This window comes from Ruegeria sp. CK2 (assembly GCF_056536585.1).
Map to the genome: position 1 here is coordinate 76,676 of NZ_JBQFPW010000012.1, position 20,245 is coordinate 96,920.

Annotated in this window: 24 protein-coding genes; 6 read left to right on the forward strand and 18 right to left on the reverse strand. The window is 56.0% G+C overall.

Annotation, left to right across the window (positions count from 1 at the left end; all coding sequences use genetic code 11):
* Positions 1 to 20: 20 nt before the first annotated feature.
* Genes ACR0BU_RS17375 through ACR0BU_RS17415 form a run of 9 tightly spaced genes read right to left on the reverse strand, consistent with a single transcriptional unit; the run spans position 21 to position 4,576 of the window.
* Positions 21 to 536, reverse strand: coding sequence for a flagellar basal body-associated protein FliL (locus ACR0BU_RS17375; protein ID WP_480738220.1), 516 nt, complete (start codon positions 534 to 536; stop codon positions 21 to 23).
* 9 nt (positions 537 to 545) lie between these two features.
* Positions 546 to 1,277, reverse strand: coding sequence for a flagellar basal body L-ring protein FlgH (gene flgH, locus ACR0BU_RS17380; RefSeq protein ID WP_298936441.1), 732 nt, complete (start codon positions 1,275 to 1,277; stop codon positions 546 to 548).
* Positions 1,277 to 1,693, reverse strand: coding sequence for a flagellar basal body P-ring formation chaperone FlgA (gene flgA, locus ACR0BU_RS17385; protein WP_480738221.1), 417 nt, complete (start codon positions 1,691 to 1,693; stop codon positions 1,277 to 1,279). The genes flgH and flgA overlap by 1 nt, the downstream gene beginning before the upstream one ends.
* Positions 1,693 to 2,478, reverse strand: a complete 786-nt coding sequence (gene flgG, locus ACR0BU_RS17390) for a flagellar basal-body rod protein FlgG (RefSeq protein ID WP_480738222.1) — start codon at positions 2,476 to 2,478, stop codon at positions 1,693 to 1,695. Before flgG ends, flgA begins: the two co-directional genes overlap by 1 nt.
* 20 nt (positions 2,479 to 2,498) lie before the next feature.
* Entirely contained in the window at positions 2,499 to 3,209 is a 711-nt protein-coding gene (locus ACR0BU_RS17395; protein ID WP_480738223.1) for a flagellar hook-basal body complex protein, read from the reverse strand.
* Positions 3,209 to 3,481: a flagellar biosynthetic protein FliQ gene (locus tag ACR0BU_RS17400; protein ID WP_299082292.1), complete on the reverse strand. Its 273-nt coding sequence runs from the start codon at positions 3,479 to 3,481 to the stop codon at positions 3,209 to 3,211. The genes ACR0BU_RS17395 and ACR0BU_RS17400 overlap by 1 nt, the downstream gene beginning before the upstream one ends.
* A gap of 3 nt (positions 3,482 to 3,484) precedes the next feature.
* Positions 3,485 to 3,775 (reverse strand): flagellar hook-basal body complex protein FliE, encoded by a 291-nt coding sequence (gene fliE / locus ACR0BU_RS17405; RefSeq protein WP_480738224.1) that lies wholly within the window; start codon positions 3,773 to 3,775, stop codon positions 3,485 to 3,487.
* 12 nt (positions 3,776 to 3,787) lie between these two features.
* Positions 3,788 to 4,174 carry a flagellar basal body rod protein FlgC gene (flgC, locus tag ACR0BU_RS17410; protein WP_480738225.1) on the reverse strand — a complete coding sequence of 129 codons (387 nt, stop codon included), beginning with the start codon at positions 4,172 to 4,174 and terminating at the stop codon, positions 3,788 to 3,790.
* Positions 4,175 to 4,186: 12 nt separating this feature from the next.
* A complete protein-coding gene (locus tag ACR0BU_RS17415) occupies positions 4,187 to 4,576 on the reverse strand; it encodes a FlgB family protein (protein ID WP_480738277.1) in 390 nt (129 codons plus the stop codon).
* A gap of 105 nt (positions 4,577 to 4,681) precedes the next feature.
* Between ACR0BU_RS17415 and ACR0BU_RS17420 the strand changes: the two genes are divergently transcribed.
* The 6 genes from ACR0BU_RS17420 (at position 4,682) to ACR0BU_RS17445 (ending at position 11,901) form a co-directional block, all read left to right on the forward strand.
* The gene (locus ACR0BU_RS17420; protein ID WP_480738278.1) at positions 4,682 to 6,001 is read left to right on the forward strand and encodes a FliI/YscN family ATPase; all 1,320 of its coding nucleotides are present in this window, start codon (positions 4,682 to 4,684) and stop codon (positions 5,999 to 6,001) included.
* A gap of 87 nt (positions 6,002 to 6,088) precedes the next feature.
* Positions 6,089 to 6,928, forward strand: a complete 840-nt coding sequence (locus tag ACR0BU_RS17425; RefSeq protein ID WP_480738226.1) for a flagellar motor protein MotB — start codon at positions 6,089 to 6,091, stop codon at positions 6,926 to 6,928.
* 91 nt (positions 6,929 to 7,019) lie between these two features.
* Positions 7,020 to 8,315 carry a flagellar hook protein FlgE gene (locus ACR0BU_RS17430; RefSeq protein ID WP_480738227.1) on the forward strand — a complete coding sequence of 432 codons (1,296 nt, stop codon included), beginning with the start codon at positions 7,020 to 7,022 and terminating at the stop codon, positions 8,313 to 8,315.
* A 33-nt stretch (positions 8,316 to 8,348) separates the two neighbouring features.
* A complete protein-coding gene (gene flgK / locus ACR0BU_RS17435; protein WP_480738228.1) occupies positions 8,349 to 9,800 on the forward strand; it encodes a flagellar hook-associated protein FlgK in 1,452 nt (483 codons plus the stop codon).
* Positions 9,801 to 9,802: 2 nt separating this feature from the next.
* Positions 9,803 to 10,810 carry a flagellin gene (locus ACR0BU_RS17440; protein ID WP_480738229.1) on the forward strand — a complete coding sequence of 336 codons (1,008 nt, stop codon included), beginning with the start codon at positions 9,803 to 9,805 and terminating at the stop codon, positions 10,808 to 10,810.
* A complete protein-coding gene (locus ACR0BU_RS17445) occupies positions 10,807 to 11,901 on the forward strand; it encodes a flagellar basal body P-ring protein FlgI (protein ID WP_480738230.1) in 1,095 nt (364 codons plus the stop codon). Before ACR0BU_RS17440 ends, ACR0BU_RS17445 begins: the two co-directional genes overlap by 4 nt.
* Before the next feature lie 55 nt (positions 11,902 to 11,956).
* On the opposite strand, the gene ACR0BU_RS17450 is transcribed toward ACR0BU_RS17445, so the two are convergent.
* From ACR0BU_RS17450 to ACR0BU_RS17490, 9 genes are all read right to left on the reverse strand, one after another.
* Complete coding sequence (locus tag ACR0BU_RS17450) at positions 11,957 to 12,601, reverse strand: DUF1523 family protein (RefSeq protein ID WP_480738231.1); 645 nt, start codon at positions 12,599 to 12,601, stop codon at positions 11,957 to 11,959.
* 10 nt (positions 12,602 to 12,611) lie between these two features.
* Positions 12,612 to 12,878, reverse strand: a complete 267-nt coding sequence (locus ACR0BU_RS17455) for a hypothetical protein (RefSeq protein WP_300071522.1) — start codon at positions 12,876 to 12,878, stop codon at positions 12,612 to 12,614.
* 1 nt (position 12,879) lies between these two features.
* Positions 12,880 to 14,217: a DUF6638 family protein gene (locus ACR0BU_RS17460; RefSeq protein ID WP_480738232.1), complete on the reverse strand. Its 1,338-nt coding sequence runs from the start codon at positions 14,215 to 14,217 to the stop codon at positions 12,880 to 12,882.
* Positions 14,218 to 14,233: 16 nt separating this feature from the next.
* The gene (locus ACR0BU_RS17465; protein ID WP_480738233.1) at positions 14,234 to 14,518 is read right to left on the reverse strand and encodes a hypothetical protein; all 285 of its coding nucleotides are present in this window, start codon (positions 14,516 to 14,518) and stop codon (positions 14,234 to 14,236) included.
* 84 nt (positions 14,519 to 14,602) lie between these two features.
* Positions 14,603 to 14,899: a hypothetical protein gene (locus ACR0BU_RS17470; RefSeq protein WP_480738234.1), complete on the reverse strand. Its 297-nt coding sequence runs from the start codon at positions 14,897 to 14,899 to the stop codon at positions 14,603 to 14,605.
* Positions 14,900 to 15,211: 312 nt separating this feature from the next.
* Positions 15,212 to 17,143 carry an AAA family ATPase gene (locus tag ACR0BU_RS17475; RefSeq protein WP_480738235.1) on the reverse strand — a complete coding sequence of 644 codons (1,932 nt, stop codon included), beginning with the start codon at positions 17,141 to 17,143 and terminating at the stop codon, positions 15,212 to 15,214.
* The gene (locus ACR0BU_RS17480; protein WP_298936462.1) at positions 17,140 to 17,598 is read right to left on the reverse strand and encodes a hypothetical protein; all 459 of its coding nucleotides are present in this window, start codon (positions 17,596 to 17,598) and stop codon (positions 17,140 to 17,142) included. The genes ACR0BU_RS17475 and ACR0BU_RS17480 overlap by 4 nt, the downstream gene beginning before the upstream one ends.
* Entirely contained in the window at positions 17,595 to 18,713 is a 1,119-nt protein-coding gene (locus tag ACR0BU_RS17485; RefSeq protein WP_298936463.1) for a hypothetical protein, read from the reverse strand. The genes ACR0BU_RS17480 and ACR0BU_RS17485 overlap by 4 nt, the downstream gene beginning before the upstream one ends.
* Positions 18,714 to 18,990: 277 nt before the next feature.
* Positions 18,991 to 20,070, reverse strand: coding sequence for a coiled-coil domain-containing protein (locus ACR0BU_RS17490; RefSeq protein ID WP_299082320.1), 1,080 nt, complete (start codon positions 20,068 to 20,070; stop codon positions 18,991 to 18,993).
* Positions 20,071 to 20,245 lie beyond the last annotated feature (175 nt).

A 20,245-nucleotide genomic window follows, 5' to 3' on the forward strand; every position in this document is an offset into this window, starting at 1 on the left:
CCCTGGATCAGTTGCGACGCTTACGAGTCCTGGCGATTGATGCTCATGATCAGGACCTGAGAAACATTGTCACCCAAATCCTTGCGCGCCACCTCTAGCAAAGCCTTGCGCAAAACGCCCAGATTGCCCGACTCGGTGAACCTACCGTTAAACCCGCCGATATTTGCATGATCAAATATCACTTGCAGAAAAGCGTCCCGCAGTTTTGGTTCGATAGAGTAAAATGCCTCGGTAATGGTAGGGTCGGCTTCCAGACTCAGCGTCATGGTGACCATTGCAGCGATTTTGTCATCCTCGACAACCGGCACCACAAATTGCTTCGTTATCTTAAGGTATTCAAACCCGCCCTCACCGCCCTTTTCAGTGGGTTTCTTGGGCTTAGCTTTCTTGTCTTCAGACCCTTTTGTTTCTTTATCTGCCTCGTTTGCTTCGGGCGCGCCCTCCGGAGCCTTGGCCGGAGCCAGGGCGACTCCGGCGCCAATCCCTACACCAAGCCCGACGGACAAAAAGACAACAGGTACTATCAATTTGATCACGCCCGCACCTCAGAATGGCAAAAGAGAATCAAGGACTTGTTGGCCGTATCGCGGTTGCTGCACGTCTGTGATTTGCCCCCGACCACCATAAGACACGCGAGCCGATGCGATTTTGTCATAGGTGATTTCATTCTTGCGCGAGATGTCTTGCGGACGGACGTATCCGGCGACCAGCAGCTCTCGCAGTTCAAAATTTACCCGCAACTCCTGTGAACCGGAAATTGATAAAACTCCGTTTGGCAACACGTCTAGTACAGTTGCCGCGACCCGCAATGTCAGTTTTTCGTTACGCCTAACCGATCCTCGCCCGGAGCTTGATGCGTCGGACTCGATTGACACGGCTTCATCCAACGACGCACCGTCGGGCAAATACTCCTGCACGCGCTGCGGCAATCCGAACAAGCCGGGCACCTCAAGGCTCTCAGATCCAGCGCGTGATCGGCTTGTTCTGTTCGAGATCTCGGCCTTTTCATCCAGTTCGATGACAACTGTTAGGATGTCCCCCTTCTTGATCGCTCTTTGGTCGCCCAACAAGGATTGCTGCCCACCGCTCCAGAGCGAGGATTTGTCGACCGAGCGCTGAGCTTGGGTGTGCAGGGGTAAACCCGGCCACAGCATCGCAACTTGTTCCGGCGAGTCCTCGTTAGGCGTAAAGCTTGGCGCTTTGCCAAGATGATCCAGCCGACCGCAAGCGGACACTGCTAAGACTGCGAGCAAAATTGGTTTTGACAGTTCAAACATTAGTTTACCTCGATTTGGCCATCGGGCCGGATATGGCCGGTCACGGTCGTTCGGGACGAAAGATTCATCACGCGAATACGGTCACCGACCGCCCCGCGCCCTAGTGCGCGACCTTCAGCGGTGATCGACAAGGGCCGGCGGTTGAACACCAACAGGACCAAATCATTGCGATCAACGATGGCGGGCGGGCCCACGTCGCTGTCCCGAATTGGTCGCCCTGGATACAGGGCCACCCGGGCCTCTTGCCCGATCAAATCCTGAGGGTTCGTAATCGCGCCGGTGGCATTCGTGGCTTTCATGTCGAGATCGGTCGCCGAAATTATCTCTTTCGCACGAATGGTTCGGTTGGATACGACCATTTCGCCATGCGCCGCCACCGGCATTGCCAACGCAAGCGTCAGGTAAAGGAACCGCATCACCGCACCTGCGTTGTTGCGCTCATCATCTGATCAACGGCTGAAATGACCTTGGCGTTCATTTCGTAACCGCGTTGCGCTTCGATCAGTTCGGTCACTTCGCGCACGGCATCAACTGAGCTGTCTTCAAGATATCCCTGCCGCAACGTGCCCAGCCCATCTTCACCCGGAAGGCCCAAAACCGGCGCGCCGGACGCTTCGGTTTCCTTGAACAGGTTGCTGCCGATTGCCTCAAGACCCTTTGCATTCGAAAAACTCGCCAGCGTGAACTCACCCAGCAACTGACCTTCCGGCGCGTCATCAAAATACGCGTAGACTTCGCCAGACGCGTTGATCGAAATGGACCGCGCATCATCGGGTATGGTGATTTCCGGAGCAACGGCAAACCCGTCGGAGGTCACAACAAGCCCGTCAGCAGATCGTTTCAGGCTGCCATCACGCGTGTAAGCGGATTGACCGCTTGGCAGCGCCACTTCCAGATACCCGCGCCCCTCGATGGCGACATCAAGATGACTGCCGGTAGCCGACAGACCTCCCTGGGCCAGCTGTACTGTCACTGCGGCAGGACGAACGCCAAGACCGAGTTGAATGCCAGTTGGCAAAACCGTTCCGTCCGAGGCGTTAACGGCCCCCGCACGGGCCAGTTGCTGGTAATGCAAATCGGCAAATTCAGCACGGCGTGCATTGTACCCAGTGGTGTTCATGTTCGCCAAGTTGTTCGAGATCGTCTCGACCCGCATCTGCTGTGCGGTCATGCCCGTGGCCGCGATTTTCAAAGCTCGCATTTCGAATTCTCCTTAAACTATCAGCGCATCAAAGCCTTCAAAGCACCGCGCACACGTTCGTCTTCGGTTTCCAGAAAGCTCTGACCCAGCTCATAGGCGCGTTGAATTTCAATCAGACGCGTGACCTGATGAATGGCGTTGACGTTTGAGCCTTCGAGAAACCGATGCAAAACAACAGGCTCATCAACGGCTTGCACGTCTCCTTCCGGGCGGAACCGGGTATTGCCTTCGCGCACCAGATCCTTTGGTTCATCGACCCGGTAGACCCCGATCTGGCCCAAAAGCTGACCATTCACGCTGAGTGTCCCATCGCTGCCGATATCAATCGAAGCCGCGTCCGGTGGTATGAAGACCGGAGACCCGTTACTATCCAGAACACGTGATCCATCTGCCGCCACCAGATCGCCTTCGGCATTGGGTGTGAAGCTACCCGCACGCGTCAGGCGGTTGCCTTTTGGCGTTTCGACCATGAAAAACCCGTCGCCCTCGATGGCGAAATCGAACGAACCACCTGTTTCGGTCAAAAAGCCCTGTTGCAGCGATGTATTGCGCGCTTCGGCGCGGCTCATGGACAGGGACGGATTGTTCGGCACATCGCGAATGAACTCTGAAAACACCAATCCTTGCTGGCGGTATCCGGTGGTGTTGGCATTGGCGATATTGTTCGCAACCAACCGCATTTCATTCATCAACCCGGATTGGCGGGACAGGGTGACATAGGCGGTGTCCATCAGCGGCCTCCTGCAATCAGTGGAACAAGTGTCCTGGTGAAAAACGTGACAAGTGTCTGGGTCATGAAGCCCATCGACATCCAGAAAACGATGACGATGGCGATCAGTTTTGGAACGAAGGTCAGGGTCATTTCCTGCACCGATGTCAGGGCCTGAAACAGGCCTACGACAAGGCCCGAAATCAGCGCCACCGCCAGGATCGGAACCGAGGTGATGACCGCAATCCACAAAGCCTGTCGCACGATGTCATAGAAGAGGCCTTCGCTCAGCATCTCTCAGACCGGCATCCGCAAGATTTCCTGGTAAGCTTCGACCACTTTGTTGCGCACAATGACAGCTGTCTCGACGGCCAGTTCGGTATGGGCAAGCGCCTGAACCAAAGCATGCGGATCGGCCTGTCCTGTCATCGCTGTTTCTGCCATTTGCTCGCTGTGTTTCAAGGTTGCCGCAAAATCCTGAAAGGTCGAGCGCATTTCCTGCGCCATACCGCCTTGTTCTGGGTCGGCCTGTGTTGCAGGGCGTGCAAACGCATAGTTCTGCGCAGCTGTCAGAGATCGGATATCCATTCTGGTTTTCCTTTACTTTCGAAGTAGTTCCATCAGGCTTGACGACATCTGCCGCGTCTGGTCGAACATTTTGAGATTGGCCTCATAGCTGCGCTGAGCTTCGCGCGCGTCGGCGATTTCGATCATCAAATCGACATTCGACCCCAGATAATGACCGCTTTCATCGGCCATAGGATGGCCTGGGTCGTGAATGCGGCTTAGATCACGCCGGTCCAATTTGACTTGACCGGTCTGAACCATCGCTTTGCCGTCTTTCTGCACCATTTCAAACGGCACGGTTTTGCGCCGGTACCCCGGTGTGTCTGAATTCGAGATATTCTCGGAAACGTGTCGCAAACGCGCTGCTTGAGCACGCAATGCGCTGGCCGAGGCAGCAAGGGAATGGGAAAAATCGCTCATGTCAGATGCCCTTTACCCGCGACCCAAACTGGTCCGAATGATCCCGATAGACGAACGATAGATGGCTATGGCGCGGTCGTGCTGGCGTTTGACTTCGACCGCCTTCAACATCTCTTCTTCCAGCGAGATGCCGTTGCCATTGGGATCGCTCGACGGGTTGGCCACATGTTCGGCCCATGTCTGCCCCACCTGACCCGCGCCATTCAGATGGCCCTGCCGGGTTGCGGTCATGGCCGTATGCCGATCTGTATTTTCGAATGCTTTTTGAAAGGCTTCGATATCGCGCGGCTGATAGCCGGGTGTATCTGCGTTGGCCATGTTGCGCGATATGACGGCTTGCCGTTGTCCGGCATGGGTTGCCATAGCGTGCGCTGTCTTAAAGACGTTCAGGTCGTAGAACATCGGGGCTTCTCCCTCGATCAATTTCAATCAAGGCTTAACCCCGATTCCTTTAGAAACAGTTTTCAGAACTCAGTTGGAGACCCCACAATGTCCGATTTCGACCCGATGCTTCTGAAATGTGAATTCGACAGGATGACTGCGGTTCGCCATGTCGGGCTCGTCTCAGGCGTTGCGCATGGCGTGATTGAAATCAGCGGTTTGACCAAACAGGCCCGGATCGGTGACTTGCTGACCTTGCAGCGTGACTCCGGCCCCGATCTGGCTGGCGAGGTGCTACATGTCGGCGCCAATCACATCCATATGATGCCCAACTCTGCCCCAGACGGGGTTAGCTTGGGGGATCGGGTATGCCTTGACCCCTCACCCGATTTTGCACCCGGAATGCACTGGTTGGGACGCGTGATTGACCCGTTTGGCAATGCTCTGGACGGCAAGCCATTGTTAAACGGTGGGCAGGACCGGAACATCCAGCAAGCGCCGCCCCCCGCCGTTCGGCGCAAACCTTTGGGCGAGCGTATGGCGACCGGGCTGGCGGTGCTCAACACCATGTTACCCATCGTGCGCGGGCAGCGGATTGGCCTGTTCGCGGGGTCCGGTGTCGGGAAGTCCACGCTTTTAGCGACGTTGGCGCGATCAATGCAGGCAGATGTTGTTGTGGTCGCCTTGATTGGCGAGCGTGGACGCGAAGTGAACGAATTTGTGACCCGCGCATTGGGCCCCGAAACCATGAAACACTCGGTGGTTGTGGCCGCCACGTCAGACCAGTCTGCGCTGGCCCGAAGGCGCTGTGCATGGTCCGCAGTGTCTTTGGCCGAGTACTTGCGTGATCAGGGCATGCACGTGTTGCTGTTGGCAGATTCGGTCACACGCTTTGCCGAAGCGCATCGGGAAATCGCTGTGGCGATGGGCGAATCGCCATCGCTGCGTGGCTTTCCCCCTTCGGTCACTCCGCTAATCGCCAACCTGTGCGAACGCGCCGGGCCCGGAACACAGGATCGAGGTGACATCACAGCCGTATTCAGTGTCTTGGTCGCCGGATCGGATATGGATGAACCCGTCGCGGATATGTTGCGAGGCGTTCTGGACGGGCACATCGTCCTGAGCCGGGACATTGCCGAGCGCGGGCGTTTCCCGGCCATCGACCTCAGCCGCTCTGTGTCGCGCAGCTTGCCTGGCGCGGCCTCAGAAGCCGAAAACCAGACAATCGCGGAAACGCGGAAACTGGTCGGCAGCTACGAGCAATCCGAAGTGATGATCAAAGCCGGGCTCTATTCCGAGGGCGCAGATCCTTTGCTGGATCAAGCCGTGCGCGTGCATGACGAGTTGGATAGCTTCTTTGGCAAAGCGGATGTCGAGGGGGTCGAAAACAGCTTTAGTCATCTCTCGCTGATTCTGCGCCGTGCAACAGCGGGCTTGCCGCGATAACGGGATATCCAGACAGTTTTAAGTGTTAAGGCCACCTTAAGGCCCATGCTGCTACTTCAGTAACTGGGTGATAAAAAGGTAGTGGAGATGGGTGCGCAATCCAATGCGGCGCCAATCATCATCAAGAAGAAGCGTGTATCGGGTGGCGATAGCCATCACGGTGGCGCGTGGAAAGTCGCATATGCGGACTTTGTAACGGCCATGATGGCCTTCTTCATGTTGATGTGGCTGCTGAACGCAACGACCGAAACGCAACGCAAAGGGCTGGCGGATTACTTTTCGCCGACCATTCCGGTCAGCGCTGATTCCGGCGGTGGTGATGGCGCCTTTGGCGGCGACAATATGTTTTCCGAACAAACGCTGGCCATGAATGGCAAAGGTGCGACCAGGCGTAACCCGACCAGATCTCATCAGGCTCGGGGATCGACAGGTGTTGATGCCGCGGGCGGTGGGAAGGACGCGGTGCAGGACTTCACATCGCTTGAGGCTCAGCTGTTGGGTCGTACAGGCGAAAGCGAGATGTCGGACAAAATCCTCAAACACATCGTCACGCGGGTCACGGACGAAGGTCTGGTGGTCGAGCTATTTGATACTGACGATCAGCCCCTTTTCGAATCGGACACCGACACACCTACGCCACTCATGCGTGCGCTGGCGTTGCTGATTGCACGGTCTTCGGATCTGGTGACAAACCCCATCGCAGTCGAAGGTCATGTCAAAGCGTCGCCCGTTGTTCTGGCCCGCAATCCTGCCTGGGATCTTTCCACCGCCCGGGCGCAGATTGTACGTCAGATGCTGCAGGACAAGGGCGTTGTCGTCGAACGCCTGAACCGCGTGACCGGACACGCAGACCGAGAGCTGTTCAGTCAAGATCCAATGACCACCCGCAACAACCGGATCGAGGTCATTTTTCTGCGCGCGCCCTAAAGGATAGAACGCATTTTACCTGTTAGCGCGCTGTTAAGGGGCAGCGCGTTACCTGTTGCATCAAAGATTGACGCAACAGAAGGGCGTGCCAATGACAATTTCCTCTTCGCTGAATGCCGGTGTCGCCGCATTGAAGGCCAACGCAAACAGACTGGCCACGATTTCCGACAACATCGCGAACTCGTCGACATTTGGCTACAAGCGGGTCGAGACGGATTTTCATTCCATGGTCACGTCAGGCCAGGGGGGCAGCTATTCGGCGGGGGGCGTCAGAACAACAAGCCAACGCCTGATCGATCAGCGTGGCTCTCTCGTCACAACCAACAACTCTACCGATCTAGCGGTTCGCGGGCGCGGTATGATTCCGGTGCGCCCCAGTTCGCAGATCGCGGCTGGTTCAAACGAAATGCTGCTGACCACGACGGGGTCGTTCCGCACCAATGAAGAAGGGTACCTGGTAACCGAATCCGGCCTTGTCCTGCTGGGATGGCGCGCCGCTGCGGATGGATCGATCCCCGCCGTTCCGCGGGACACTCCGGCTGCGCTTGAACCCGTGCAGCTCAGCGTGAATCAATTGTCAGGTGCGCCGACCACACGGATGAACTTGCGGATGAACCTGCCGGCAACCGCAACAGATGCCGGCGCGGCCGGTGATACGCAGCCGCTGTCTGTCGAGTATTTTGACAACCTAGGCAAATCAGAAAGCGTAGATATCGAACTGGTTCCGACGGTCCCCGCAACCGGAAGCAGTAACGAATGGACGATGATCATGCGCGATTCGGCATCGGGCGGCGCGACCATCGGTGAATATACGCTGACCTTTACCGATAGCCGAACTGCCGGCGGTACCCTTGCAAGCGTGACTGCGGTGTCAGGTGGCGCGTACGACCCGGCCACCGGCAGTGTCGTCGCCAACGTTGCCGGTGGCCCCATGGAGGTTAACATTGGCACGATTGGTGATGCTGATGGTATTACTCAACTGTCCGATACCTTTGCGCCTGTTTCGATCACCCGCGATGGCTCGGCCGTTGGAACCATGACCAGCGTTCAGGTCGACGAAAACGGCTATGTCTATGCGTTCTACGATACAGGTGTCAGCCGCCGCATGTTTCAGATTCCTCTGGCAGATGTTCCCAATCCAAACGGCCTGACCGCGCTTGACAGTCAAACTTACGCACCATCTCGGGAAAGCGGCACCTTTTTTCTTTGGAACGCAGGCGAAGGCCCGACCGGCGATCTGGTGTCTTTCGCCCGTGAAGAATCAACCACCGATGTCGCGACCGAGCTGACCGCGTTGATTCAGACGCAGCGCGCGTATTCTTCCAGCGCGACGGTGATCAAGACCGTGGATGAGATGCTGCAGGAAACGACAAACATCAAACGTTGAACTGGGTTCTGAAAACAGGAAAGGAGCGGTCTGATGAACATGTCGACGGCGTTGAACAACGCATTGGGCGGGCTAACGGCAGCCAGTCGCGGGGCCGCAGTGGTGTCAGGGAACATCGCCAATGCCCTGACACCGGGCTATGCGCGCCGATCCCTTGAACTGACAACCAGTCCAATTTCGGGCAACGGCGTACGTACTGTTGGGGTGATACGTCATCAGGATCCGGTATTGACCGCCAACCGGCGCGTAACCGATGCAGATCTGGCGCGACAAACGGCAGTTTCAGACTTTCACTCACGGTTCGAAGGGTTGGTTGGATCACCTGAGGATGCCACCTCTCTGGCCGCCCGCTTGTCATCTTTCGACGGAAGCCTGATCACGGCTGCCAGTTTACCCGACTCGGCCGAACGTCTTGATCAGGCCGCAAGAACAGGGCGCGATCTTGCAAACAGTTTGAACACTGCGTCCGAGGGAGTTCGAAAAGCACGTTCGGATGCAGATCGAAAGATCGGAGCGCAGGTCGACAACCTGAACCGTGACCTCAAGAATATCGAAGACCTGAACGCCAGGATTACTGCCGTCCGCAACTCGGGCGGCGATATCGGTGCCTTGCTGGATCAGCGGCAAATCCTGATTGATCAGGTTAACGAATTGGTTCCGGTCAACGCGGTCGCAAGGGCAAATGATCAAGTGTCTCTCTACTCTGACGGCGGCTTGATCCTTTTGGAGGGCAAAGCTGCGGAGTTTTCGTTTTCAACAACCGGCGACACGAAACCGCATATGACCGTCGCAAATGGGCTGTTGTCCGGGCTGGAAATGAATGGCAAACCCGTGCGCATAAGCGGCGACACCGCCCAGATCCGCGGCGGCGCATTGGCAGCCCAATTCACCATACGCGATGACTTGTCGATCGAAGCGCAGAACCAGTTGGACAGCGTTGCCCGCGATCTGGTCGAACGGTTTGAGACACCGGGGTTGGATCCTACAGCGCTTGCTACCGATCCTGGTCTTTTTACCGATGACGGAAATCGGTTTGATGTGGCGTTCCTGCCCGGGCTGGCATCACGTATTTCTCTCAATTCCATTGTTGATCCAGATGCGGGCGGAGATAGTTGGAAGTTGCGGGCCGGATTGGGCGCGGCCGGCCCAGGCGACCCCGGAGATTCCGCGCAATTGCAAGCCTTCGGCGCAATCCTCAGCGAAGCTCGGCCGGTATCTGGATCCGTGCTCGGAACCGGCGATATGCGCGCCGCCGAGGTCACCGAGGCGTTGCTGTCGAAAGCCGGGGCAAATGCCCACGCGGCAGATCAACGCAAAACCTTCGCAAATGGCGCGCGATTACAAATGGCGCAGATCGAGGCAGAGCAAGGCGTGGATACAGATCAGGAATTGCAGCGCCTGATGCAGATCGAACAAACATATGCTGCAAATGCGCGAGTCATCACAGTTGTTGATGAGCTTCTACAAACCCTTCTGAGGTTGTGATCATGAATTTGACTGCCATGGGTGATCTTGCACGTGGACTGACGCTTCGGTCTCGTGCGACGGAAATCAAAACCCAGATTGAAACACTGTCTTACGAAATGTCATCGGGCAAGGTGCAGGACGTCTCTGGGCGGTTGGGCGGTGACTATTCTCAGATCCTCGATCTGGATCGCAACCTTGCCCGGCTCGATGCGTTCAAAATCGCTACATCCGAAGCTGGTCTGTTTACGGATGTCATGCAGCAAAGCCTGACGACATTCGACACTTCGGTTGGAGAAGTCTCCTCATCCCTATTGGCATTCGGTACGGCAAAACACACGGTCACGCATGAGCAAGCCTCGGTCCAGGCCCGCAATGAGCTTGATACAATGATGTCGGCTCTGAATACACGAGTAGGCGGGCGCAGCCTGTATTCCGGAGTGGCGACGGATGTCTCGCCATTGTCATCTACCGACGCACTCCTGACTGCGCTTGAGGCTGAATTGACAGGCCTTACGACTGTTACCGATATACGTGCGGCGGCAGAGAGCTGGTTCAATGATCCTGTCGGATTTGACGCGGTCATCTATCAAGGTTCAGATACGCCGCTAGCACCAATGCAAGTCTCTGAGAACGAGCGTATCTCGATCCCGATTACAGCAACCGACCCAGCGTTCAAGGCAGCGCTGCGGCACACTGCAGTGGCCGCTCTTGTCTCGGACGATGCACTTGATTTGGGTACGGATCAACGCACCATCCTGTTTACGCAATTGGGTGTCGATCTTGCCAATGCAAAAGATGAAACGGTCAAGCTTAGGGCCGAAGTCGGCGCTGCAGAAGCGCGCGTTGAAGAGGCTGCCACCCGCAATTCGGCAGCGCGCACCAGCCTGGAATACAGTCGAAACCAACTGATCGCGGCCGATCCATACGAAACCGCTGCAAAGTTGCAGGCCGTGCAGTTTCAACTGGAAAGCCTGTATTCCGTCACGGTTCGAAATGCGAACCTGTCATTGGTGAATTTCCTGAGATGAAAGTTCTTCTTTTCCTTCTCTTGCTTCTTCCCGGCTTGGCATCCGCTGGCGCGATCCGTTTGAAGGACCTTGTGAACTTCGATGGCGTGCGGGGCAACGATCTTGTCGGGTATGGTTTAGTTGTTGGTCTTAACGGTACTGGTGACGGGCTTCGCAATTCGCCGTTCACCGAAGAAATCATGTCCAACATCCTCGAACGCTTGGGGGTCAACGTCACAGGTGAAGATTTCCGCCCTAAAAACGTGGCGGCAGTGCTGGTGACAGCCAGCTTGCCGCCATTTGCCCGGGTTGGAGGTCAGATTGACGTCACAGTGTCGGCCATTGGCGATTCCAACAGTTTGTTAGGTGGGACGCTGATTATGACACCGCTGAACGCAGCCGACGGTCAGATTTATGCGGTGGCGCAAGGCACAGTCCTGGCTGGTGGTGCGGTCGCCGAAGGCGAAGCAGCATCTGTTGTCCGTGGTGTGCCAACAGCTGGCGTGATCCCATCTGGTGCCCGTGTCGAACGCGAGATTGATTTTGATCTTTCGAGCCTGTCTCAGATGCGACTCGCCCTACGGGAACCCGATTTCACAACCGCCGGTCGGATTGAGACCGCCATAAACCGGGAATTCAACCGCGCGGTCGCAATCATGCGCGATTCCGGAACAGTCGAGCTGAACATTGCAGCCACACAATCCGTTTCAACCGCCCATGCCATCGGGCGTATAGAAAATATCTTGGTTGAGCCCGAGACCAAGGCACGGGTGGTGGTCGATCAACGATCAGGCACCATCGTCATGGGGCAAGAGGTTCGCATATCACTCGTTGCAGTGTCGCAGGGCAACCTGACCCTGACAGTCGAAGAAGCCCCGATCGCCGTCCAGCCTAACCCATTTGCACGGGGCGAAACTGTTGTTGTGCCCAGAACAATCGCAGGTATCGAGGAAGAAGAAGGGACCGGTCTCGCCGAAATACCCGAGGCTGCCACTTTGTCCGAAGTGGTGGCAGGGCTGAATGCCTTGGGTGTTTCCCCGCGCGACATGATCGACATTCTGAAAACAATCAAAGCAGCTGGCGCCTTGCACGCGGAATTCATCGTCAGATGACGGCGGCTTTAAAACCCTAACGGTCATCAATGCTTCGCCGATCACGTCGCCTGGCCTATTTGGACTTCCAGCTGTCTAGCCAACGGCGAAATCTACTGCGTCGCTCTTCAATCGCGTCGCCCGCCGCGTAAAACCCATCTTCCACATTCTCAAGCATCGGATCGATCCGAGCCTGCCTGAACCTGCGCCACCGGACCCAAATGGCCCAGACCAAAGCGGTAAAAACCGTCAGGAAGATGATATTGAACCAGGGGATTAGCCGTACATCCGGCCCATCGACGTGTTTGATGAAAATCGCATTGGGGAATATCGACATGAACTCATTGCGCCACCCATAGTGGGTGATCGCAACCCAATCCGGGTCATCTTTAGTCGATTTTGCGTCATTGGCCTCGGTATACAGATTGGCTGTGTCGAATTTGAAATAGAATGGCCAACCCCAACCGGTGTCTTCGTTGCGATACACAATAGGTTTGCCGTTGGCCCGCACCGCCTGAATGAACTGAACATCCCGATTGGACAAGCTGGCGGATTGGTCTTCGGGTTCTGACCAGAAAATCCGAGTCCAGTCGTTCAGGTCCTGACGTTCCTCATAGGTATTCACGATCCGCACGATGTCGCGCTGCGGCAGCGCGTATTGCAGGATCACGGCAATCGCGCCCCAGAAGATAATAATGAACGCCCATTTCACATAGGCCATGCCGTATTCCTCACATGTAATTCACAATATAGATCAGCGCGCCAATCGCCACCCAAGGTACAACATAGACACCCAGGATCAGTTTGCGACGGAACGAATTGTCATAGACGTGCAACCCGCGCTCGACAAAAGCTCCCTTATTGCCGCTCTTGCCCTTCTCGTCCCACCAGGTTTCAAGCTTCTGACGCCGAACACTGCGCGAATACAGAGACAGCGCAAAATAAGCGATGGTCTGGATGACCAGCAGGATCAAAAACAGGCGTATCGCTCCGAACATATCAACTCTTCCTTACTGAACCCCAGGGGCCAACACGGGCAATCACCGCATCGCTGACCCGGTCTTCGCCGCTCATATCGGGTTCATGGCCAAACAGCGCAGCGCGGGCACCCGATTTGTCCACCTGATACTCGCGCGCGAGGAAGTCGGCAACATAGGCTTTCTTGGTCTCGGGCCATGAACCATAGGTCCGATAGAAAAGTTCCTTGTGGCAGATGAACAACTGACGCGGGTCCATCGGCGCAAGCTCGGCCAGCAGCATGTTCACCAGATCACGGTTTGGGGTGTCTGCGGCGCGCAACGTGTAAAAATAGGCCGGATGATCCGAGGTGATGCGCGGCCAGCGCCCGCCGTCGGTCGCCCAACGCTGCAGCTGCGCCAGCCCATGATAAGCCTCGGGCAAACGATCCGCGTGGTTACGTGCCAGACGCCGCATGTCGCTTCGGTCCAGCCCGGTCAGGTCGACATTGGCTTCCGCCGCAGCATCAATGGTCAGGAAATCCATCTTTTGCTGCAGGATCGCGGCTGCATCAACACCGCGCGCTTTCACAATCGGCTCGACCAGCTCGTTGTAGTCGAGGAACTTTGCGATCTGGTTTCTCTGTGAGGGATCGAATGTGTATTTGATCTTAAGATCATCGGGCTTTTCGCCCATGCAGATCGCCGCCGGGTGGTCCATGTCCGGAAACAAATAGAGCCCGCCAAAATGGGCTGTCCAGAAATTGCGCTGTTCAAACGTCGTATGGCGCAGGCGGACCGGATTGCGTGTGACATCACCGGTTTCCCTAGCGGTTTCGATCATCTTCGCAATCAGCACATCGTCGAACCACGCGTCCTCTTCTGTTTTGAATTGCTCAACCATGCCCGCCAGTTGCTGCGCCTTGCGCAGGGTGCCGCCAGCGGTATCGGCCTCGATCTCGATCTTTTTGATGTTTAGCAAGTCACGCGGCGTGGTGAGTTTGATGACCGAGTTCACCAACTCTCCGGCCACCGCATCTGTGGCGGTCAAGGCAAACAGCTGCGCCTCGTTCATCTCGATGAACTCGCGCAGGATATCACGCGATGTCGAGAATTTGACGTTCAGCAAAGGCGCGCGTTTCTGCTCGGTCGTTAGCAGGATGAACTGCCGGTTGACCCCGTTGGGGTTGAGGTAGAGCTCGTCCTCCAGCTCAATCCCCACCTCCGGCGAATAGCCCGAGATATCGACATGAAAATCCGTCAGCGCCGTGGTCTTGCCCGCCAGATGCTGCAGCGCGCGGTTATACCGCTCGACCAGAGCCGGGCTGGAGATGTGGACGAGATTGCCGAACATCAGACCTTTTTCGATGAGGCGGATCATAGGGTGTCCTCAGTGTTCATGCCCGGATCCCCTTGTAGAACGCGATTACAATTGCCGCGCCAATCGGCACTGAAACCAAAAGCAGTTGAAGCTGAAAATAGAACATTGCCTGCGCTAAGTTCGCTTCCTCGGCTGGTCTTCCGAACAAATCGACGAAAACACTTGTCAGCGTGTAGCTTAAAGCAAGGGCGACAATGATAGCTGAGGCAAAGTAACCGTAGAACGGCATGATCCATTCTTTGCCACTTTCTCGTGCTCGTCTGACCTTACGATAAACCTGCCTTCCGACAAGCGTTGCCATCAAGGCGCCCAGCAAAACCGGTAGACAGATTCCAATGGCTACAAACACGCAATGGCCTCCAAGTCACGTGGCAGTCTCATAAGGTTAAGCTCTCCTAGTGCTGAGGCGAGACACTACTGTGGCCGCCAAGACCAAAAGCGGAAGCGCGAACGCGCGCGCCGTGATTTGCAGGTTGAACCCTATGTAAGACACAACGCTACCCTCAAACAGGATCAACGACTCTTCCAAAGAAGTGCCCTCGAACCCGCTGCCGGCGTTCACGCAAAATTGGGTCAGGAACAGCACCAACACGGCACCGAAAAAGCCAAACACACCCCATCGCAGCGGCAGAATCAGTCCCAAAACAACCGCGAGTCCGGTTATTGCAAGTGTCAGCATCATGTCTTTACGTCCTTTGAGCCACGTCGCACCTTGCCAACCGAAAGCGCCATTTCCAACTCTTTTCGCGCTGCACTTCAAAGCTACACGCGTATCAACTTCAGTTTCTGAGCTTACGAACAAGGGCGACAATCGCTAAGGGCACCAATCCCATCGAACCCAAAAGAAACAAGGAACTGACAAACACCCCCTGAAACGTATCACTTACAAGTCGGCAGTTCTGGGGGCCGGGCAGCCAGCGCCCACAAACGGAACCGGAAACTGCGTATGCCGCCAAGAACACGAGGGCTACGACAACAGACACAATTTTCAATATCACCCCTTCCCCTCCAGATACCGCCGCTTGGCCTCTTCCATCCGACCCATCTCGCGGACGGCATTTTCGATGGCGACCTCGTCGCTCTTGTCGGCATAGCGGAACTCGCTGTCGGCATAGCGGTTGATCTCTTGGGTAACCATGTCCACGGTGATTGGCTGGCGCAGGTCCTCGATCATCGCTTTCTTGGTATCGTAGTCGCGGAACAGGAACAGGTCGGGGTTCTCCATCCATTCATCCGGCAGTTCGAAATCCATCGCGCGGACCTTGACCGCATCGGTGATGTTCTTGATCGCGCGGCCGGTAAAACGCTCATCCGCCTGCTGGATTGCCTTGAGATAGGTGCCCATCTTGGCGATTGTATCCATCCGGCCGATATCGCTGGACACCCGATCATAGACCTGCAGCAGAGCCTCTTCGTGCGGGCGGGAATGGCTTTCGAAACTGGCGGCGACGGCTTTCTTGATCTCCTGCGCTGCATAGGCTTCGTGCTCGCCCAGCGGGATGTCGTGGTTGCGACCCATCAGCAGGTGCAGGATGTCGATGTAGTCCTCGCGCGTTTGCGGCCCATCCACCAGGAACCGCGCGCCCGCCCGCTGACGCAGAGCGTCATCCACATTCTCGGGGTAGTTCGAGAACATGCCAAAGGTGCAATTGCCGCGCACGACGGTGTTGGCGCCCGCAAAGCTCTCCATCAGCACAGCGGTGATTTCCAGTTGACCGGCTGACGACTGCCGGTCGCCGCGTTTGCCCGCCAGTTGGTCGATGTCGTCGATGGTGCCAAAGCCGATGACCGAAGGGTCGATGATCGTGTTGATAAAGGCCTTGGCGTTCTGGCCGGATTTGCCCTGATAGCTGTCGATATTGTCTGTGCTCAGGTTCTGATAGCGGAACGGATAGCCCGCGTTCTGGCAATAGTCGTTGATCAGCCCGGCCATCATCTGGATCAAAGTGGTTTTGCCGGTGCCCGGTTTGCCATCGCCCATGAAGGTGAAGATGAACCCGCCAAGCTCGGCAAACGGGTTCAGGCGGCGGTCGAAGTCATAGGCCATGACCATCTTGGCCAGCTTCATCGCTTGGTATTTGGCGATATGGTTGCCGACAACCTCATTCGGTTTTTTGAACGTCATGGTGAGGGTGGTGGACTTCGCCTTTGAAGCTGGTTCGAACCCCCGGATCGTCAGATCATCAGTCTCTATATGCCATGCGGCGTTCTGGAACGGGGCCAGATGCCCTGCTGACTGCGCGCGCAGCGCGGCCTTGTCCATCAATTGCTCAGCATAGGCGCTGATGGCCGCGATAAGATGGGCGTCATCGGGGGCATGTTTGGCCAGCGTCTGGTCCAACTCCCACAGCGCACCGTGAAGGGCGAGCTGGCCATTATCTGTCAGGACCTCTTCGATTTCACCGATATCGACGGTTGTCTCGCCCAGATGCGAGGACATCAGATAGGCCAGCGCGTTGCCGAAAGTGTGCGCGGTGACCAGAGCGTCAGCCGTCAGCAGTTCCGAGAACTCGGTCTTGCGCGCGGCGGGCAGGTCCCCGGCCAGATTGGCGCGTTTCAGGTCGGCTAGCGGAGTCTGTTCTGCATAAGCCTCGGCCACGGCCAGAGCGATTGCGATGGCACGTCGTATCGCCTGTTGTGTGGTCGCCTGTGGCGGTGAGACCAGAGTATCCCCGTCATCTGACGCTTCGATCCGTTCGACCAGATGTACCCCGTCTTTGCGGGCAGTACGGCGTGTCACCAACCCAGGTGTCGTGGAGCGAAACCGCCGTCCCGTCGTTACGCCCGAAGATCGTTCAACCGTGGCTTCAATGGGTTTGGCAATCCGCGGTGCATGTTCAAAACCGTTCAACAAGGCGGTCGCTGCCGGATAATGCTTGCGAATGTCGTCCTCGCGCAATTCCATCTGATCTGACGTCAAATTCATCTAAAATACTCCCAGCCAAAATCGTCAGAATTTAGATTGCAATGAACTGAAATTTCGCCATCTTCCTTCACGGAGAATTCAGCTTTTCCCCACCCGCACATTGCTCGCAATTGTTCCGTATCGTTTTCATATTGAACCCTGTAACTCGCGGCGCTGTGCGCCAAAAAGTAGTCAACTTCGAAGTCTCCATTTTCTGCCCTGCAGACTTCGACCACGCTGGTGCTCATCGGGTTAACTAGCCTTGATCTCCAAAAGCAGTCGGAAAATGAAGTCGAGTCCGTTTTATTCTGCTGCCCTTCACCTTCTGAAAAGTCTCGCTTTTCTAAGAACATTTCGAACTCAACCGAATTTACTTCGTATTCGAGAGCCTTCGAGATCGCCTCCTCAGCCAGAGGGTTTAACTCAGCGCAGCCAGCAACCAATAAAGCTAGGAATAGTGCCGTTCTCAAGCTCAATACCTCAACACCTGTCCAGCCTTGCTGACCACAAACTTGCGCACATCGGCAAATCCCGGCGGGTTGCGTTCGGCCAGCACCTGAAACGGACGCTGAGGCAATATGATCGACCGCTGGGTGTGGGTCGCCCCGGTCTCGGCCCCCTGCCCGCCGAACGGGTCCAGTGCAAAAACCTCACGCTCGACGGTAGAAAACCACCCGGCGCGCTCTTCGATCACTTCTTCGCTTTGCAGCTCTTCAGTGGTCCAGGCCAGCGCCCAGTCTTCCCCCTGCGGAGATTGCGCGTCCTCAAGCACTTGCCGCAGAGGACCGGATTGTTCGGTATAAGCCGAGGAATACATCGGTCCCACATGAATGCGGCGCAAATGCTTGGGATGGAGGTCGTCGAAATCCTGATCGAACCCTTTGGCGATCGTCACCAGTTTCAAACCGCCCAGCGCCTGCGCCATCAGATGCGCCTGTACTTCGGGCCAGCGACGTTGATCTTTGGGCAAAGCGGTCTTGCCGCTATCCTCAAGCTGCATCAGGTAAATGACCGGCAGGTTGATCTGGCTGTCATAGACCGCCCAATGGATCATGAAATTTCGCCGCTCGCCCTCATTTCCGATCCAGTGACATTCGGGATCGTTGCGGGCCCAGAACAGCTGACCTTTCAGTAATTCCTCGTAATAGAGCCTTTGGGACAGCGCGAATTGCAGCTTGGTGGGGATTTCCTGATCGCCAATGATCGTCCGCACCATGTCGGTTTTCAGATCGTCCTCGGACGGCATATTCGCCAGATGCACCTGCGCCTGCTGCGCGTCATTGGCCATTGTCAGCAACTCGGCCGCCACCGGAAATCCGCTGTCACGCTTGTCCATGGCGAGACTGCCAAAGAACCGCCCCGTATCGCGCCCGACCAGCAGGTATTTCATGCTGAGCGCACGGAAAGTGTAGAGCAGCCCTGAAAGGTAGCGCGACACAATCCGTACCTCTTGTTTCGAGATCGCGCCCTCAGCCTCCATCGTCGCGGCCACGCGCAGAAGGTGGACAGTGATCACCTCGAATTTGCGGAAATAGCGGCGCGAGGCGAAGGTGTCGGTCAGACCGACATGGTCTTGGGTGGGGTCAGTCATTTACGGTTCCCGAACTTATCGAAGAGCCAAGGGCGGCGTTGCCTTTCAGCTTTCTCAAATTCGGAACTGAACACTTTCCCCGAATACAAAAGGATAAAAAGGCAGCCAAACCCGAGAGACAAGTTTATGAATTCAAACAAAAAATCGTATTCACCCAGAAACCGAAGCGAATAATGGAACGCTACGAGCATCATTCCGACTAGACACACGCAAATCGCCATCATTTTGAGGAGCATTACAAGTGCGACTTTGAACACGTCAGGACTCTTTGGCTACGTTACCCACCATACAAATTCTTATCATGCTTCTCCACAATCGAAGCAAACCGGCGGGCAAAGCGTTCATCCGCCTTGGCCTTCTTCTCCAGCACATCGCGGGCGAAGACCATGTGGTCTTCATGTGCCTCAAGCATGTCGGCCATTTTCTGGTTGGTCGCGGTGCCGATTGAGGCCATGGCGGTTTGCGCCTCTTGGTCGGTTTGCACACCGATCTCGTTGATGCGGTGGGCGACGTCCTGCTGCTGCGCGGTTTTCAGCGATTTGGTCAGGGCGTCATATAGTACCACGCGCTGTTGCGTATCTGTCTGAAGCTTATTGATCAGCACCATCTGCGTCGCCGCCTGGTTCTGCAGTGAATCGACCCAGGTCTTTCCCTTTTCGATGTAGCGTTCGAGCGTTTGTGACTTGGCCAACTTGACCTGCTCTTCCTGAACCTTGGCGTTATATTGCTTGTTCAGCTCGGCCAGTTCGGTTTCCAGCTGTGTCCGCGCTGCGGCATCCTGTTCGACGCTGATCTTGTTTTCCAGCGTGATGATTGTCGGATCCATGCCCTGTATTTCAGTGCGCAGCGCCTCCAACTCGGCCACGGTGGCTTCACGATCGTCCAGCGTGCCGGTCAGGTTGTCTTCGACTTTCACGCGCTGTTCTTCCAACACAGATAGCTGTCCCTCCAGCAGCTTCACGATCACATCCGATTTGGCGATCAGATCTTGCAGCTTGTCGTCAATATTGGCGGTGCGCATACGTTCCTGTCGCATCGACTCGGACTTGCCTTTCGAGAAGATGCCAACAAACGACTCCCAGCCAGATTTCGAGCGCATCTCGTCGAAATCCTTGGAAAAAGCGCTGGTGACATCGTCCAGACCCATGATCAGCTCGGCAATGTTGGCGTTCATCACCTCGGTATGGGCATGCACATCCTCAAGCGTCGCGTTTTCGATGTCTATATCCGCCTCGGCGGTTCCGATCTTGGCGCGGGCGGCTTCGATCCGAGATGTCAGACCTTCGATCTGCGACTGCGACTCACGCACCTTTGTCTGAGTCTCTTCAATCAACGCTTCGAATTGCTGGTTCGACATCTTTGCTATCCCTGTTTTTCTTCAATTGCCCAATAAGATAGGAGATGTTAACATGATTTACATCCCCTTGGGCGCACAATTTATTGGGACTTTGGCAAAATCGCAGCGAAAAAGATAGGCAAGACAGGGCAATCCAAAGAAGATTTGGTACGCCGCGCATCGCCTGAATTTTATA

Bases quoted from the DNA above. Each gene is read 5' to 3' on its own strand.
- flgH (WP_298936441.1), bottom strand. From the start codon at position 1,277: ATGTTTGAACTGTCAAAACCAATTTTGCTCGCAGTCTTAGCAGTGTCC.
- flgA (WP_480738221.1), bottom strand. From the start codon at position 1,693: ATGCGGTTCCTTTACCTGACGCTTGCGTTGGCAATGCCGGTGGCGGCG.
- flgG (WP_480738222.1), bottom strand. From the start codon at position 2,478: ATGCGAGCTTTGAAAATCGCGGCCACGGGCATGACCGCACAGCAGATG.
- ACR0BU_RS17395 (WP_480738223.1), bottom strand. From the start codon at position 3,209: ATGGACACCGCCTATGTCACCCTGTCCCGCCAATCCGGGTTGATGAAT.
- ACR0BU_RS17400 (WP_299082292.1), bottom strand. From the start codon at position 3,481: ATGCTGAGCGAAGGCCTCTTCTATGACATCGTGCGACAGGCTTTGTGG.
- fliE (WP_480738224.1), bottom strand. From the start codon at position 3,775: ATGGATATCCGATCTCTGACAGCTGCGCAGAACTATGCGTTTGCACGC.
- flgC (WP_480738225.1), bottom strand. From the start codon at position 4,174: ATGAGCGATTTTTCCCATTCCCTTGCTGCCTCGGCCAGCGCATTGCGT.
- ACR0BU_RS17415 (WP_480738277.1), bottom strand. From the start codon at position 4,576: ATGTTCTACGACCTGAACGTCTTTAAGACAGCGCACGCTATGGCAACC.
- ACR0BU_RS17420 (WP_480738278.1), top strand. From the start codon at position 4,682: ATGCTTCTGAAATGTGAATTCGACAGGATGACTGCGGTTCGCCATGTC.
- ACR0BU_RS17425 (WP_480738226.1), top strand. From the start codon at position 6,089: ATGGGTGCGCAATCCAATGCGGCGCCAATCATCATCAAGAAGAAGCGT.
- ACR0BU_RS17430 (WP_480738227.1), top strand. From the start codon at position 7,020: ATGACAATTTCCTCTTCGCTGAATGCCGGTGTCGCCGCATTGAAGGCC.
- flgK (WP_480738228.1), top strand. From the start codon at position 8,349: ATGAACATGTCGACGGCGTTGAACAACGCATTGGGCGGGCTAACGGCA.
- ACR0BU_RS17440 (WP_480738229.1), top strand. From the start codon at position 9,803: ATGAATTTGACTGCCATGGGTGATCTTGCACGTGGACTGACGCTTCGG.
- ACR0BU_RS17445 (WP_480738230.1), top strand. From the start codon at position 10,807: ATGAAAGTTCTTCTTTTCCTTCTCTTGCTTCTTCCCGGCTTGGCATCC.
- ACR0BU_RS17450 (WP_480738231.1), bottom strand. From the start codon at position 12,601: ATGGCCTATGTGAAATGGGCGTTCATTATTATCTTCTGGGGCGCGATT.
- ACR0BU_RS17455 (WP_300071522.1), bottom strand. From the start codon at position 12,878: ATGTTCGGAGCGATACGCCTGTTTTTGATCCTGCTGGTCATCCAGACC.
- ACR0BU_RS17460 (WP_480738232.1), bottom strand. From the start codon at position 14,217: ATGATCCGCCTCATCGAAAAAGGTCTGATGTTCGGCAATCTCGTCCAC.
- ACR0BU_RS17465 (WP_480738233.1), bottom strand. From the start codon at position 14,518: ATGGCAACGCTTGTCGGAAGGCAGGTTTATCGTAAGGTCAGACGAGCA.
- ACR0BU_RS17470 (WP_480738234.1), bottom strand. From the start codon at position 14,899: ATGATGCTGACACTTGCAATAACCGGACTCGCGGTTGTTTTGGGACTG.
- ACR0BU_RS17475 (WP_480738235.1), bottom strand. From the start codon at position 17,143: ATGAATTTGACGTCAGATCAGATGGAATTGCGCGAGGACGACATTCGC.
- ACR0BU_RS17485 (WP_298936463.1), bottom strand. From the start codon at position 18,713: ATGACTGACCCCACCCAAGACCATGTCGGTCTGACCGACACCTTCGCC.
- ACR0BU_RS17490 (WP_299082320.1), bottom strand. From the start codon at position 20,070: ATGTCGAACCAGCAATTCGAAGCGTTGATTGAAGAGACTCAGACAAAG.